This window comes from Reyranella sp. (assembly GCF_036558665.1).
Taxonomy (GTDB): domain Bacteria; phylum Pseudomonadota; class Alphaproteobacteria; order Reyranellales; family Reyranellaceae; genus Reyranella.
This window is the reverse complement of record NZ_DATBFE010000096.1, coordinates 75,485-88,503: the sequence shown is the minus strand read 5'-3', so window position 1 is coordinate 88,503 and position 13,019 is coordinate 75,485. Positions and strand designations below refer to the sequence as shown.

The 13,019-nt window shown below is 64.2% G+C and carries 13 protein-coding genes; 8 read left to right on the top strand and 5 right to left on the bottom strand.

Annotation, left to right across the window (positions count from 1 at the left end; translation table 11 throughout):
- Positions 1-9 precede the first annotated feature (9 nt).
- Together VH499_RS15675 and VH499_RS15670 are read left to right on the top strand one after the other, a co-directional pair.
- Entirely contained in the window at positions 10-2,013 is a 2,004-nt protein-coding gene (locus tag VH499_RS15675) for a branched-chain amino acid ABC transporter ATP-binding protein/permease (RefSeq protein ID WP_332053675.1), read from the top strand.
- On the top strand, positions 2,006-2,731 hold the full coding sequence (locus VH499_RS15670; protein ID WP_332053674.1) for an ABC transporter ATP-binding protein: 726 nt from the start codon (positions 2,006-2,008) through the stop codon (positions 2,729-2,731). Before VH499_RS15675 ends, VH499_RS15670 begins: the two co-directional genes overlap by 8 nt.
- Positions 2,732-2,983: 252 nt before the next feature.
- Here VH499_RS15670 and VH499_RS15665 read toward each other — a convergent pair whose 3' ends face one another.
- The 5 genes from VH499_RS15665 to VH499_RS15645 are packed head-to-tail and all read right to left on the bottom strand — an operon-like array spanning position 2,984 to position 7,486.
- Entirely contained in the window at positions 2,984-3,925 is a 942-nt protein-coding gene (locus VH499_RS15665) for an arginase family protein (RefSeq protein WP_332053673.1), read from the bottom strand.
- A 4-nt stretch (positions 3,926-3,929) separates the two neighbouring features.
- Positions 3,930-5,180, bottom strand: a complete 1,251-nt coding sequence (locus VH499_RS15660; protein ID WP_332053672.1) for a M20/M25/M40 family metallo-hydrolase — start codon at positions 5,178-5,180, stop codon at positions 3,930-3,932.
- A gap of 3 nt (positions 5,181-5,183) precedes the next feature.
- On the bottom strand, positions 5,184-5,852 hold the full coding sequence (locus VH499_RS15655) for an amino acid ABC transporter permease (RefSeq protein ID WP_332053671.1): 669 nt from the start codon (positions 5,850-5,852) through the stop codon (positions 5,184-5,186).
- 46 nt (positions 5,853-5,898) lie between these two features.
- Entirely contained in the window at positions 5,899-6,702 is an 804-nt protein-coding gene (locus VH499_RS15650; RefSeq protein WP_332053670.1) for an ABC transporter substrate-binding protein, read from the bottom strand.
- A gap of 25 nt (positions 6,703-6,727) precedes the next feature.
- Positions 6,728-7,486, bottom strand: a complete 759-nt coding sequence (locus tag VH499_RS15645) for an amino acid ABC transporter ATP-binding protein (protein ID WP_332053669.1) — start codon at positions 7,484-7,486, stop codon at positions 6,728-6,730.
- 154 nt (positions 7,487-7,640) lie between these two features.
- On the opposite strand from VH499_RS15645, the gene VH499_RS15640 reads away from it, so the two are divergent.
- The 6 genes from VH499_RS15640 to VH499_RS15615 all read left to right on the top strand — a co-directional run bounded on the left by VH499_RS15640 (position 7,641) and on the right by VH499_RS15615 (position 13,010).
- Positions 7,641-8,519 carry a LysR family transcriptional regulator gene (locus VH499_RS15640; RefSeq protein WP_332053668.1) on the top strand — a complete coding sequence of 293 codons (879 nt, stop codon included), beginning with the start codon at positions 7,641-7,643 and terminating at the stop codon, positions 8,517-8,519.
- A gap of 25 nt (positions 8,520-8,544) precedes the next feature.
- Positions 8,545-9,819, top strand: coding sequence for a M28 family metallopeptidase (locus tag VH499_RS15635; protein ID WP_332053667.1), 1,275 nt, complete (start codon positions 8,545-8,547; stop codon positions 9,817-9,819).
- A gap of 216 nt (positions 9,820-10,035) precedes the next feature.
- Positions 10,036-10,872 (top strand): transporter substrate-binding domain-containing protein, encoded by an 837-nt coding sequence (locus tag VH499_RS15630; protein WP_332053666.1) that lies wholly within the window; start codon positions 10,036-10,038, stop codon positions 10,870-10,872.
- 31 nt (positions 10,873-10,903) lie between these two features.
- Complete coding sequence (locus VH499_RS15625; RefSeq protein ID WP_332053665.1) at positions 10,904-11,581, top strand: amino acid ABC transporter permease; 678 nt, start codon at positions 10,904-10,906, stop codon at positions 11,579-11,581.
- The gene (locus VH499_RS15620; RefSeq protein ID WP_332053664.1) at positions 11,581-12,246 is read left to right on the top strand and encodes an amino acid ABC transporter permease; all 666 of its coding nucleotides are present in this window, start codon (positions 11,581-11,583) and stop codon (positions 12,244-12,246) included. Before VH499_RS15625 ends, VH499_RS15620 begins: the two co-directional genes overlap by 1 nt.
- Positions 12,243-13,010, top strand: a complete 768-nt coding sequence (locus VH499_RS15615; RefSeq protein WP_332053663.1) for an amino acid ABC transporter ATP-binding protein — start codon at positions 12,243-12,245, stop codon at positions 13,008-13,010. Before VH499_RS15620 ends, VH499_RS15615 begins: the two co-directional genes overlap by 4 nt.
- The last annotated feature ends 9 nt before the right edge of the window (positions 13,011-13,019 follow it).

The following is a 13,019-nucleotide window of genomic DNA, read 5'->3' as shown; positions in this document are numbered from 1 at the left end:
CGTGCTGATATGACGATCCAGGCCAAGCTGACCGGGCCTTGGCCAGAGGTGGCGTCCTGGCTGCGTGCCCGGACGACCCTCCGCACCCAGCACGCCTCGATGGCCTGCCTGTTGCTGGTAGCTCTGCTGTTTCCACCGTTGATCAACAACGACGGTGACGTCGACGCCGCCGCGAACGCCTTGTCGTTCGCCGCCCTCGCTCTCGGCCTCAACATCGTCGTGGGCTTCGCCGGGCTGCTCGATCTCGGTTATGCGGCATTCTTCGCGATTGGGGCCTACGCCTACGGGGCGCTCGCCTCGTGGCAGCTCCACCCGGCTTGGAGCAGCTTCTGGGTTCCGTTCCAGTGGCTCGATCTCGTATCGGAGGTGGACGGCGCTGTTCACTTCCAGGTGTCGTTCTGGCTGATGCTGCCGATCTCGGCCGCGATCGCCGCCTTCTTCGGCATCCTGTTCGGCGCCCCCACGCTGCGGCTCAAGGGGGACTACCTGGCGATCGTCACACTGGGGTTCGGCGAGATCGTGCCGATCGTCGCCCGCAATTCGCCGACCCTGACCAACGGCGCGCAGGGGCTGAATGGAGTTCTGCCGCCCGTGCTGTTCGGCTACCAGTTCGGCGTCGATGCCACCCCTTACTACTATGTAGGACTGGCGCTCGTCGTCTTCCTGATGTTCACGAGCCAGCGGCTCAAGATGTCGCGAATCGGGCGCGCCTGGATGGCGATCCGCGAGGACGAGATCGGCGCAGCGGCGATGGGCGTCGACCGCGTGCGCTACAAGCTGATGGCCTTCGCCATCGGCGCTGCCTTCGCCGGGGCAACCGGCACCCTCTACGTCGCCAAGTTGCAGACCGCCACCCCCGAGATGTTCATGTTCCCGGTATCGGTGATGCTGCTCGTCATGATCGTGTTCGGAGGCATGGGCAATGTCTGGGGCGTGGTGGTCGGAGCCTTGATCCTCCAGATCCTGCAATCATGGCTCCTTCAGGACCTGTCGGGCTGGCTGCAGGCGCTGGGCGAGCTCATCAATGTTGAGTGGCTGCAACACGTCGACCTGTCCCAGTCGATCGAGCTGATCTTCGGAATCATCCTCGTGCTTATGATGCTTTACCGGCGACAGGGGCTGATTCCCGCTTCGCGCCGCGTCGCCGGCCTCAGCCTTGACGAGCAGGCGGCGCAGGTGTCGCGGGGTGGTTTCGACGCCCTCGCCGGCCTTGGATCGATCGAAGAAAGGAGAACCGGGCCGCTGCTCGAGATCGAGGGACTGACGGTACGATTTGGCGGACTCGTCGCGCTTCGCTCGGTATCACTGTCCGTTCCAGCTCACGGCATCGTCGCGGTGATTGGGCCGAACGGATCGGGCAAGTCCACCCTGTTCAATGCCGTCACCGGATTGTTGCGGGCGGACAGCGGCAGTGTGCGCTTTGCCGGCCAGCAAATCGCGGGCATGCCGGCCCACCGCATCCTGAAGCTGGGGATTGCCCGCACCTTCCAGAATTTGCGCCTGTTCCCCAACCTGACGGTTCTCGAAAACGTGCTGGTCGGCATGCACTCGCGGTTGCGCACCGGGCTGGTCGGCGCTGTGGTGCGGCCACCGGGCACCAATCGCGAGGAGCACGACGCGCAGGAGCGGGCACTGGAGATCCTGTCGGTTTTCGGCAACCGCCTGGTGCCGCGGATCAATCACGTTGTGTCCAGCCTGTCCTATGCCAATCGCAGGCGCGCGGAGATCGCCCGCGCAATCGCAACGCGGCCGAAGCTCCTGCTGCTGGACGAGCCGACGGCCGGCATGAATCCGGCCGAGACACTGGAGCTCGCCGACCAGATCAAGAGCCTCAACCGGCTCGGCCTGACGATCGTGCTGATCGAGCACAAGCTCGACGTCGTGGTGAACCTGGCGGACAACGTGGTGGTGCTCGACCATGGCGAGGTGATCGCCTCGGGGCCACCGGACGTGGTGCGGCGCGACGAAGAGGTGATCCGTGCCTATCTCGGCAGGAGCGCGAACGTTGCCTGACCTGCTCGAATTCCGGAGCGTGGACACCTACTACGGTGACCTGCACGTCCTGAAGTCGGTCGACTACCGCATCGCCGAAGGCGAGATCGTCTGCCTTCTCGGCGGCAATGCCTCGGGAAAATCGACGACGATGAAGGCGATTATGGGGGTCGTGCCCCCGCGCCGCGGCGAGATCCTGTTCCAGGGTCAGCCACTCGCCGGCGTAAGCGTCGCCGATCGCGTACGCCGCGGCATCGCCCCCGTCCTGGAAGCGCGCCGGCTTTTTCCCCGGATGACGGTCTACGAGAACCTGGAAATGGGGGCGTACACGCGGCAGCCCGGCCCCGAGCTGGAGAAAGACCTCGAACGCGTCTTCACGCTCTTTCCGGTGGTCAAGGAGCGACTGAAACAGTTGGCCGGCACTCTGTCGGGCGGCGAGCAGCAAATGGTCGCGATCGGCCGGGCGCTGATGACTCGGCCCAAGCTCCTGTGCATGGACGAGCCGTCGATGGGACTTGCGCCGGTTCTCGTCGAACAGGTTTTCGACATCGTCAAGATGATCAACCGCCAGGGTACTACCATCTTCATGGTGGAACAGAATGCCAATATGGCACTGTCGATCGCCCATCGCGCTTATGTCCTGCAGACCGGCCAGGTGGTGCTGAGCGGCGCGGCCGCAGAACTGCGCCAGAACGATCTGATCCGCCAGGCCTACCTCGGGGAGATGGTGGTGACATGAGTCAGCCACGTGCCGCAGGCATGTCTGCTTTTCCCGGCATTGCGGACTGAAGCCGATCGACCGCGGGCTCGATCGTCGCCGGCATGGAGCTCTCCGATCCGACGCAATGCCTCCGCTGCGACTGCTCGAACCCCGGGAAAGCCATCGACCGGCAAGGTGCCTTGAACCGGTCCAGACGCATGACCGGACGTTCGGCACGCCGCTCAGGACTGCTGACGTCGATCATGTCGTCGGCGACGTGACCACAAATATCTAGCCGCCGGCCAGCCCCATCTGGCGGGAGAGCAGCACAAGGGTCTCGTAGATCACGTGCGCGCAAAGATGCGCCGCCATGCCGTTCACGTCCTGCGGCGGGCTCACGGTGTTGACGTCGACCGCCACGATGTTGAGATCGGTCAGGCAGCGCAAGAGATCGATGCCCTCCCGCGCCGACAGGCCACCCCAGGACGGCGTGCAGACGCCCGGCGCGCACGATGGGTCGAACACGTCCATGTCGAAGCAGAGATAGACCGGGCGCTTGCCGACGCGATCGCGGAACTCGGCCATGCGTTGCGCGAACCCGCCGCGCACCAGCTCGTCGATCGACACGACCTTGTAGCCGAGACTCATCGCTCGCGGCACCACGCCCTGGGCGTAAGTCGTGCTGCGGATCCCGACGTGCCAGGAGAATTCGGGGTCGACCAGGCCCTCCTCGGCGACGTGGGTGAACTGGGTCGCCGAGTTGTACCTCTCCTCCGCGCCATAGGGATAGGAATCGGTGTGCGAATCGATGTGCAGCGCCGCCATCTTCCGGTATTTCCGGCCGACCGCGCGGGCGACCGGCACCGTGACCGAGCCGTCGCCGCCGATCGTAATCGGTACCGCACCGGCCGCGACGATGCGATCGACGGCCTGCTCGGTGCGCTCGAAGGCGTCGACGATCCTGCTGGGCGTGAGCCGGACGTTGCCGCAATCGACCAGGCCAAGGGCGGCGACCGGATCGAAGTCGGCATGGGTAGGATTGAAGCGCCTGATGAGGGCAGACTGCTGGCGCACCGAATCGGGACCTCCACGCGACCCGATTCGCATGTTGGTGCCGCAATCGAAAGGGATGCCGAGGATCGCGGCCCTGTTTTCCGGCCCGGGTCGGCCGTAAGGCGCGCCCATGAAGGTCATGGGAGTGGTGAAGAGCTCCGCATCCGAGAGACGGTCCATTGCACTACCTTGCCGAAAGGAAATCGAAGGCCACGAGCGTATGGATCTTGGCGACGGCCACGAGCTCATCGACCATGACGTATTCGTCGGCACCGCCCATATTGAAGGGCGTCAACCCGAGCACCACGGTCGGGACGCCGTACTTGCGATACCATCGCGAGTCCGATCCGCCGACTCGCATGTTCACCGCCGGCGGCGAGCCCAGCACTTCCGCGGCGACGCTCGCGGTCCGGCGGATCAGTTCGTGATCCGGTGGGGTAAAGGACGGCTCGAAGCGCCGGATGGCGCGCCAGCTCACTCCCTCGAGTGGCGCCAGCCACTCGTCGAGCCTGGCGGCGAGGATGTCGGTCGTGATGCCGACGGGCAGACGGATGTCGGCGCGCGCGATGGCATGGATCGGCACGAGGTTGGGGGACGTTCCGCCTTCGATCGTGCCGAGATTCACCGTCACGCGCTGGAGCGTCTGGGATTCACCGCGCCCCGACAGCGCCTCGGAGATGCCGGATGCCTTCGTGATTGCCTCCGCCACGACCGCCGGTGCCTGAAACGGCACGTTCTCGAGATCCTTGATGCGATCGAGCGCCGCGCGCAGCCGATCGATCGCATTGACGCCACGATGCACATGCGCCCCATGGGCGGGCTCGCCGGCCGCTTCGACCTCGACCCACATGAGGCCCTTCTCGCCGAAGCGCACGATCTTCGGTGAGCCGACATCGCCGCAGATATTGGCGTCGCCGCGTGCCTGCGGGACGTGCTCCATCATGTAGCCTGTGCCGAGCGAGCCCATGTTCTCCTCGTCGGCGGCAAGAGTGAGAACGATCTCGCCTCTCCAGGTATCACGATGGTCGGCCAGCAATGACGCCGCCAGCAGCGAGCAGGCGATGCCACCTTTCATATCGCTGACGCCGCGTCCGTAAAGCTTGCCGTCTTTCAGGACCCCGCCCAACGGCGGAACCGTCCAGGGCAGCGTCTCGAGAACCGGAAACGTGTCGAGATGGCCGTTGAAGATCAGGCGCCGTCCCGGGCGGCCACTCGAAAGGCGGGCGATCAGGCTCCTGACACGCGGCTCCGGTTCGATGGCCTCGATCTCGATACCCGGGATCTCGCGTAGCAGCGCCTCCGCCACCGCGGCGATTTCAGCCGTGTCGCTCGGTGGATTAGGTGAGGCCACGGCAACGAGACGCTGCGTTGTCGCCACCAGGCGATCGTGGGCGGCCTCGACCTTCTGCATCAAGACGGCTCTGACATCCGACATGCGTCAGCGATTCCTAAGTTTTGCTTCCCACAAACGGATGCCCATCGCCAGGGGCCAGCAGATGACGAAATAGACGACCGCGATGAAGCTGAAGATCTCGAGCGGCCGGAAAGTCGAGGACGAAAGTTCCATGCCGCGTCGCGTAATCTCGCTTACCGAGATGACTGCGCCCAGCGAGGAATACTTGATGAGCTGGACGAAGTTGGAGGCGAGCGGCGGCAAGGTCATGCGGATCGCCTGTGGCAGAACGATGCGCGTGAAGTTCTGCAGCGGTGACAGGCCCAGCACCTGGGCGGCCTCGGAGTGACCGCGCGGAACGCTCTGGATACCGGAACGATAAACCTCCGAGATGAAGGCGCCCTGATAGAGCGACAGGCCGATGATGAGTGCGGTGAGCGATTCGATGCGCACGCCGAACACGATGGGGAGCACGTAGTACACCCACAGCAGCTGCACGAGGATCGGCGTGTTACGGATCAGCTCGCCGAACGTCAGGCCCACCCATCGCGCCGGCGGAAAGCGTGACATGTCCAGGAGCGCGATGATCAGGCCGGCGATCATCGCCAGGACCAGCGTGATGGCAGAGACGATGAGCGTCATCTGCAGCCCCGACATCAGGAAGTCGAAATTTTCACCGAGAACGATGTCCCAGCGGAACTGGTACTTGAACATGATCAGGCCGGCTCCAGCACGCGCATTCCCGGCTCGCCGAACATGCCTATGGCGCCACGATCGGGCCAAGCTTGTTCTTCTTGGCATACTTCATCAGCCGGCCGTCCATCTTGATCGTGTCAACGAATAGGTTGATGTAGTTCAGCCAGATCTGGTCGCCCGGTGCCACGACATAGGCGTAGGGCGTGACCGCGAGCTTCTCCTTCGGCGTCACGTAGGTCGCCCAGTCGAACTCGTCCGTGACCTTCACCGCGGTGGGAAAGTCGGTCATATCCACGTCCACGCGGCCGGCGACCAGTTCGGCCTCGCGGGTGTTGGGCGGCGCGATCGAGATCACGTCGGCATTCTTCAGGTAGTCCTTCATGAAGGGCTCGATGTAGCTGCCGAGCGAAACCGCGACCTTGATTCCTTTCTTGTCGATATCCTCCCAGGTCTTGATCCGGCCATCCTTGCGCACCACGGCATAGATGTTGGTGATGAGATAGGGCTTGGAGAACTCGACCGCCTGGGCACGCTTCAGTGTGGCGCCAACACCGAACATGCCGATGTCGCACTTGTTGGCCTGCAGATCGGCAATGAAGCTGCCGAAGCTCGTCTCCACGACCTCGAGCTTGGCATCGAGCTCCTTTGCCAGCTCCTTGGAGAGGTCGGCATCGATGCCCTCGAGCTCCCCGGTCTTGGGATTGCGGAAGGAAATCGAATAGTAGAGCGGGAACTGACACACCCTGAGCTTGTGGCTCTTCGTGATCTCGAACAGCCGTGACTGTGTCTGCTGCGCCATCGCTGGATCGGCTGAGCCAAGGCCGACTGCCGCGGCAAGCGCCAATGCGCCGAAAATCTTCCCACCCATGGCCTGTCTCCCTGATAGAGTTTCGTCATTCCTCGAATTGCTGCAGGAAGCGCCGGGCGCGCTCCGTCCTGGGTGCGTTGAAGAAGGCGGCGCCCGGCGCCTCCTCGACGATCTCGCCCTTGTCCATGAATACCGTGCGGGTCCCGACCTGGCGGGCGAATCCCATCTCATGGGTGACGACCAGCATGGTCATGCCTTCTTGCGCGAGCTGCCGCATCACCAGCAGCACCTCGCGGCGCAGCTCCGGATCGAGCGCGCTGGTCGCCTCGTCGAACAGCAGCACCTTTGGCGACATCGCAAGTGCGCGAGCTATCGCTACACGCTGTTGCTGCCCGCCCGACAACCGGCCGGGATAAGCGTCCCGCTTGTCGAGCAGGTCGACCTTGGTCAGCAGTTTCTCGGCAATCGCGACCGCCTCGGCCTTGGGGAGCTTCTTCACCCGGACCGGCGCCTCTATCAGGTTCTCCAGTACCGACATGTGCGGCCAGAGATTGAAGTGCTGGAAGACCATCCCGATGTCGGAGCGGACGGCGCGCGCCGCACTGGCGACTCGCCTGTCCTGCTCCGGCGTCGAAATCGGCACGCCCTGCATCACGATACGGCCTTCGCTGGGCGCTTCGAGAAGCGCCAGGCACCGCAACAACGTCGTCTTGCCCGAGCCGCTCGGCCCGACGACGCAGACCACGTCGCGCTCCATCACCGGCAGCGACACGCGCGTCAACACCTGGTTCGCGCCGAACCGCTTGCTCACCTTCTCGGCAACAATGATCGGCATTGCCGACATGGGTGCTGTTTCTCTCCCTGGGCGAACTTTGCCTCGTCCCAGGTACATAAGCAATTCGTATGCCGGCTCTTTTCGATATCCCGATTCGGCCGCTGATTTGCTACACATGGGCCAGAATAGGGCATTGAGGCCGATAAGCAGGGTTTATGGGCTAATGGAAGTTAAGCTTCTCGAGGCGTTCCGGGCGGTTATCGACCATCGTTCGGTGACGGCGGCGGCACAGGCGATGGGCCTGACGCAGCCCGCCGTGAGCACGCAGATCGCGCGGCTCGAGGAGGCCTGCGGCTTCTCCCTGTTCGAGCGTACCGGCGGACGACTGAAGCCGACGCCAGAAGGCCTGCTGTTCTACGCCGAGGCCAGCCGCATGCTGGGCGAATTCGATCGCTTGGCCACCGCCACCGCCCAGATCCGCGGCGGCCAGACGGGAAAGCTCGTCATCGCGAGCCATCCTTCCGCCGCCATCTCCCTCCTGCCGACACTGGTGGCGGAGTTTGTCGCCGAGCGGCCTGGCGCCACGGTTCGCCTCATCTCGCGGCATTCCGACGTCGTCAGCCAGCTCCTGCCGAGCGAAAGCTTCGATCTCGGCATTGCGGAACTCCCAGTCGACGACGCGGCGACCAAGCTCCGCAAGTACCAGATGCCGTGCGTCGCGATCCTTCCGCCGGGCCATCCGCTGGCATCGCGCAAGGTACTGACGCCGGAGCTCCTCGCCCCTCATCCCATGGTGGCGCCGTCACGGTCGATGCAGGTGCCGACTCGCCTGTTCGGCACTTTCGCCAAAGCCGGCGTCACGCTGAACGCGGTCGTGGAGGCGGAGTTCTTCGCCAGCCTCTGTGCCTTGGTCGCCGCTGGTGCCGGATGGTCGCTCGTCGACCGGCTCTCCGCCCGCAGCTTCGCCCATCTCGGTTTGGTCGTTCGCCCCTTCGAACCGACGCTGCTCTACGAGATCGGCGTTTTCCATCGTCGCGACCGAGAGCCGTCGATGCTCGCGACAGCGTTCCTCGACCTCATCGATTGCAAGCTCGGCAAATGAACCGTACCGGCAGGAGCCTCGCCTGATGCGTCTTGATCCGAAATTGGCCGCCCGAATCGCGGGCGACGTCGGTTTGTGGCAAGATTTCAACGATATCTGCGATTGCGGTGGCCGCCTCGCCGGAACGCAAAGCGAGCGCCGCGCCTTCGCCTTACTGCGCGAACGCGTGCAAGCCGCCTCCCCCGCCAATTCAGGCCGGTCCATTCCCGTGACCTACAACGGCTGGACGGCGAAGAAGGCGGTGTTGCGATTGCACGACGGCAGCGAGGCGGCCTGTCATCCGCTGGTCCGCACGATCGCCACCGGCAAGGAGGGACTGACCGCCGAGGTGATCGATCTGGGGCGCGGCACGCCGGAAGAGTTTGCCACGCATGCGGACGAGATCGCGGGCCGCATCGTTCTGGTGCGGCACGAGTTGATGTTTGCCGCCGGCACCATCCATCGCCGGCGCAAGTACGACATGGCGCGCGAACGAGGTGCGGTGGGCTTCCTGATCGCGGGTCCCCTCCCCGGAAACGTCGTGGCCGGATCGTCCGGTAGAGACGGCGGTCACGGAATTCCCGCCCTGGGAATCGCTCCGGAGACTGCAGCCCGCCTGGCGCGGACGGCCCACGGATGGCCAACTGCCACCCTGCTGATCGAGACCGTGGAGACGGCCGCGGAGACAGAATCGCTGGTCTACGACTATCCCGGCCGCAGCGACGACTGGGTGGTCCTGTCCGCTCATGTCGATGGTCACGATCTTGCCGAGTCGGCCATGGACAACGGCAGTGGACTCGCTGCCGTGCTATCCGTCGTGCGGGCGCTCTCCCCGGAGGTGGCGAATTTCCGTCGCGGCCTGCGGGTGATGTTCTTCAGCGTAGAGGAATGGGCGCTCACCGGTTCGGCGCAATATGTGGCTGCCCTCGGGGAGATCGACAGGGCAAAGATCGCGCTCAACATCAACCTCGATTCGGTGGCGGGAAGCCCGGATATCGCCGCGCTCACCAGCGGGTATGCTAGCGTCGAACCGTTCTTGCTAATGGTGGCGGCGCAAAATGGCCATTCACTGCGCACAGTTCGTCCGCTGATGATCAACTCGGATCACGCCAACTTCGCCCTGAGTGGGATTCCTGCCATCCGGCTGGTCGCGGGCTTCGACGACCCGACAGCGAACCTTCGTGTCGTTCTCACTCCGGCCGATACTCGGGACAAGGTGGCGCAAAGCGAGCTGCGTCAGGCTGCCCTGCTGACCGCTGCCCTGGTCGCGGCCGCCTGCAACGCCGGTCCTTCTGAAGCCGCGGCCTGGCGCGCGCACTAACGATCCACCGAGGCCCGCCATAGTGCACGCCTCCGTGCCCGTTCCCTGTTCGTGCCGGGAGATTCCCTGTTATCCCGCGGGTACCACAAAACAGAGTAGGCTGGATTGGCTCCGCCGCGGCTGGCAATTTCGCCTGCGCCGTGCTGCGCAGAATGACCAAGCACCCACTGCACCCGAACTTTTCGCTGCTGGGAGCAAGAAACGAGGAGGCAAGACATGACGATCAACCGACGCCCCATGATCACGGCACTTGCGACAGCCGGCGGGCTGCTCGCCCTTCCCTTCGTCGCGCGTGCCGCCGAGGGCACGCTCGAAGAGGTAAAGAAGCGAGGCACGCTTCGTGTCGGCGTCACGCAGGCGCCGCCCTGGTTCTCCAAGGATCCGAAGACCGGCCAATGGACCTCCGGCGTCGGCATTTTCATGGGAGAGGCGATGGCCAGGACACTCGGCGTCAAGATGGAAACCGTCGAGGTGAGCTGGGGGAATTCGATCGCGGCTCTTCAGGCGAACAAGATCGACCTCATGTTCACGATCGACGCCACGCCCGAGCGCAAGCAGGCGGTCGATTTTCCGGCCTCGCCGCTTCTCTGGTATTCTCTGGCGATCCTGACGCGCGACGACCTGGCGGTGAAGGCCTGGGACGATCTCAATAAGCCCGGCATGCGCATTGCCGTGCCGCAGGCTTCGTCGATGGATCGGTTCCTCACCGAGCACACACCCAAGGCCGACATCGAACGCTTTCCCGACAATGCGGCCGCCATCGCGGCCTTCCAGTCGGGACGTGTCGACGCGGTGTGCCTGTTCCATCCGCCTCTGCTCGCCGCACGGCAGAAACTCGGCAAGGGCAAGCTGGTGGTGCCGTCCCCTGCCCAGTCGCAGGCGAGCAGTGTCGCTCTTCGCAAGGGTGATACCGAGTTCGTGGCCTGGGTCGACAAGCAACTCGCCGCCTACTACCAGAGCGGCCAGACGGAGAAGTGGTACGAACAGGCCCTCACCGACTTCGGCCTCGATCCCAAACTCGCGCCTCCAATCATGAAGGAAATGATCAGGTAGCGCAGATCGCATCAGCCGGACTGCCGCCTCCATGTATCGCTGGGACTTCGCGCCGGTCTTGGCCAATGCTTCCTTGTTGGCGGAAGGCCTGCTGAACACGCTCAAGGTCACGGGAGTGGCCCTCGCATGCGGGCTCGTTCTCGGCCTCGCGCTCGCACTGTTCCGGCTGTCGCCGCGGCGTTGGCTTTCATGGCCCGCCGGGCTCGTCATCGAGGTGTTCCGCACCACACCGCCGCTCGTCCAGCTCTTCTGGTTCTTCTTCGCCCTGCCGCTGATTGCCGGTATCGAAATGACGCCGTTTTTGGCGGCTTGCGTCACCTTCTCGATCCAGTCCGCGGCCTTTTTCGCCGAAGTCTTCCGCGCCGGCATCGTCTCGGTAGAGCGCGGCCAGTGGGAAGCAGCGCTCGCCATCGGCCTGACGCGCCGCCAGACGCTCGGACGGATCGTGCTGCCTCAGGCGGTGAAGCGCATGATTCCGGCCTTTCTCGAGCGCGCCATCGAACTCATGAAGACGACCACACTCGTGGCCACGATCGCCTATGCCGATCTTCTGTTTGAAGCCAGCGACATCGCCCAGAAGACGTTCCGGCCGCTCGAGACATTCACGGTCGCGGCCTTGATCTATTTCGCCGTGATTTACGTGTTCAGCCTCCTGGGGCGGGGGCTCGAGCGGCGACTGGCGGTCAGCGGCGAGTCCACGGTGCACTGATGGCCGCGCATTGGGACTTCGCATCAGTCTTCGCCAATACCGATGCCTTGCTGGCAGGCCTCGCGGGCACGCTTCGCCTGTTCGCGATCTGTCTCGTGCTCGGCCTCGGTCTCGGGCTGGTGGTCGGTCTCGCCCGCTATGCACACAACAGATGGCTCTATGTGCCGGCCACGATCTTCGTAGAATTCTTCCGCAACACGCCCGTGCTCGTGCAAATCCTGTGGTTCTACTTTGCCCTGCCGATCCTGCTTCCATTCGAGATCAGCCCTCTGGCAGCCGCCTCCCTCGGCATTTCACTGAATTCGGCGGCCTTTTCGGCCGAGATCTATCGCGGCGGCATCCAGTCGATCGAACGCGGCCAGTGGGATGGCGCGCGAGCGATCGGCATGCGATGGGGCCAGGCGATGCGGCGCATCATTCTGCCTCAGGCCCTCAAACGCATGCTGCCGGCGCTGACGAATCGCGCCATCGAAATCTTCAAGATGTCGACCCTTGCTTCGGCTGTCGCCTATGTCGAGCTCTTGCAGCAGGGCAAGCTGATCGCCTCGCTCAACTTCAATCCGATCGAAGCCTACACAGCGATCGCTGTGATTTTCTTTGTTCTCCTCTGGCCGCTCGTGCAGTTCACCTATTTGCTCGAACGCCGGCTGAAGAGGGACGAGTGACGATTCTGAAAGCCGCTGGTCTCGTCAAACGCTTCGGCGCCGTCGACGTGCTGCGCGGCATCGATCTCGAGGTGCAGCGCGGCGAGCGCATCGCCATCCTGGGTGCGTCGGGATCCGGCAAGAGCACCTTGCTTCGCTGCCTCAACTTCATGGAATTGCCGACAGCCGGTCGAATCGAGCTCAATCGCCGGATACTCGGCAGCGAACGCCGCGACGGCCAAAGGGTCTATCGCGAGAGCGAGCTCACAGGAGTGCGACAGCGGGTCGGCATGGTGTTCCAGCAGTTCAATCTTTTCCCCCACATGACCGCGATCGGCAACGTGATGGAAGGATTGCGCACCGTTCGCCGCAAATCCAGGGCCGAGGCGCGGGCCCGTGCCGAAAAGGAGCTCGCCCGCGTCGGCCTTGCCGACAAGGCCGATGCCTATCCGGCACACCTTTCCGGCGGCCAGAAGCAGCGCGTGGCCATTGCCCGCGCGCTCGCCATGGATCCCGAGCTACTGCTGTTCGACGAGCCGACGTCGGCGCTCGATCCTGAGCTGGTCGGCGAGGTATTGAACGTGATCCGGGCGCTGGCCGAGGAAGGCCGGACCATGCTCCTGGTCACGCACGAGCTCGGCTTCGCCTACCACGTTGCGACACGGGTGATTTTTCTCTCCGGTGGCACCATTCTCGAGGACGGCCCGCCGGACGAGGTGCTCAAGAACCCGCGGCAGGACCGCACCCGCGCCTTCCTCGCCAGCCACCGACAATTCAGCTTCTAGGAAGGCATA

Excerpts from the sequence above, each read along its gene's own strand:
- VH499_RS15675 (WP_332053675.1), top strand. The coding sequence starts at position 10 with ATGACGATCCAGGCCAAGCTGACCGGGCCTTGGCCAGAGGTGGCGTCC.
- VH499_RS15665 (WP_332053673.1), bottom strand. The coding sequence starts at position 3,925 with ATGGACCGTCTCTCGGATGCGGAGCTCTTCACCACTCCCATGACCTTC.
- VH499_RS15660 (WP_332053672.1), bottom strand. The coding sequence starts at position 5,180 with ATGTCGGATGTCAGAGCCGTCTTGATGCAGAAGGTCGAGGCCGCCCAC.
- VH499_RS15655 (WP_332053671.1), bottom strand. The coding sequence starts at position 5,852 with ATGTTCAAGTACCAGTTCCGCTGGGACATCGTTCTCGGTGAAAATTTC.
- VH499_RS15650 (WP_332053670.1), bottom strand. The coding sequence starts at position 6,702 with ATGGGTGGGAAGATTTTCGGCGCATTGGCGCTTGCCGCGGCAGTCGGC.
- VH499_RS15645 (WP_332053669.1), bottom strand. The coding sequence starts at position 7,486 with ATGTCGGCAATGCCGATCATTGTTGCCGAGAAGGTGAGCAAGCGGTTC.
- VH499_RS15640 (WP_332053668.1), top strand. The coding sequence starts at position 7,641 with ATGGAAGTTAAGCTTCTCGAGGCGTTCCGGGCGGTTATCGACCATCGT.
- VH499_RS15635 (WP_332053667.1), top strand. The coding sequence starts at position 8,545 with ATGCGTCTTGATCCGAAATTGGCCGCCCGAATCGCGGGCGACGTCGGT.
- VH499_RS15630 (WP_332053666.1), top strand. The coding sequence starts at position 10,036 with ATGACGATCAACCGACGCCCCATGATCACGGCACTTGCGACAGCCGGC.
- VH499_RS15625 (WP_332053665.1), top strand. The coding sequence starts at position 10,904 with ATGTATCGCTGGGACTTCGCGCCGGTCTTGGCCAATGCTTCCTTGTTG.
- VH499_RS15620 (WP_332053664.1), top strand. The coding sequence starts at position 11,581 with ATGGCCGCGCATTGGGACTTCGCATCAGTCTTCGCCAATACCGATGCC.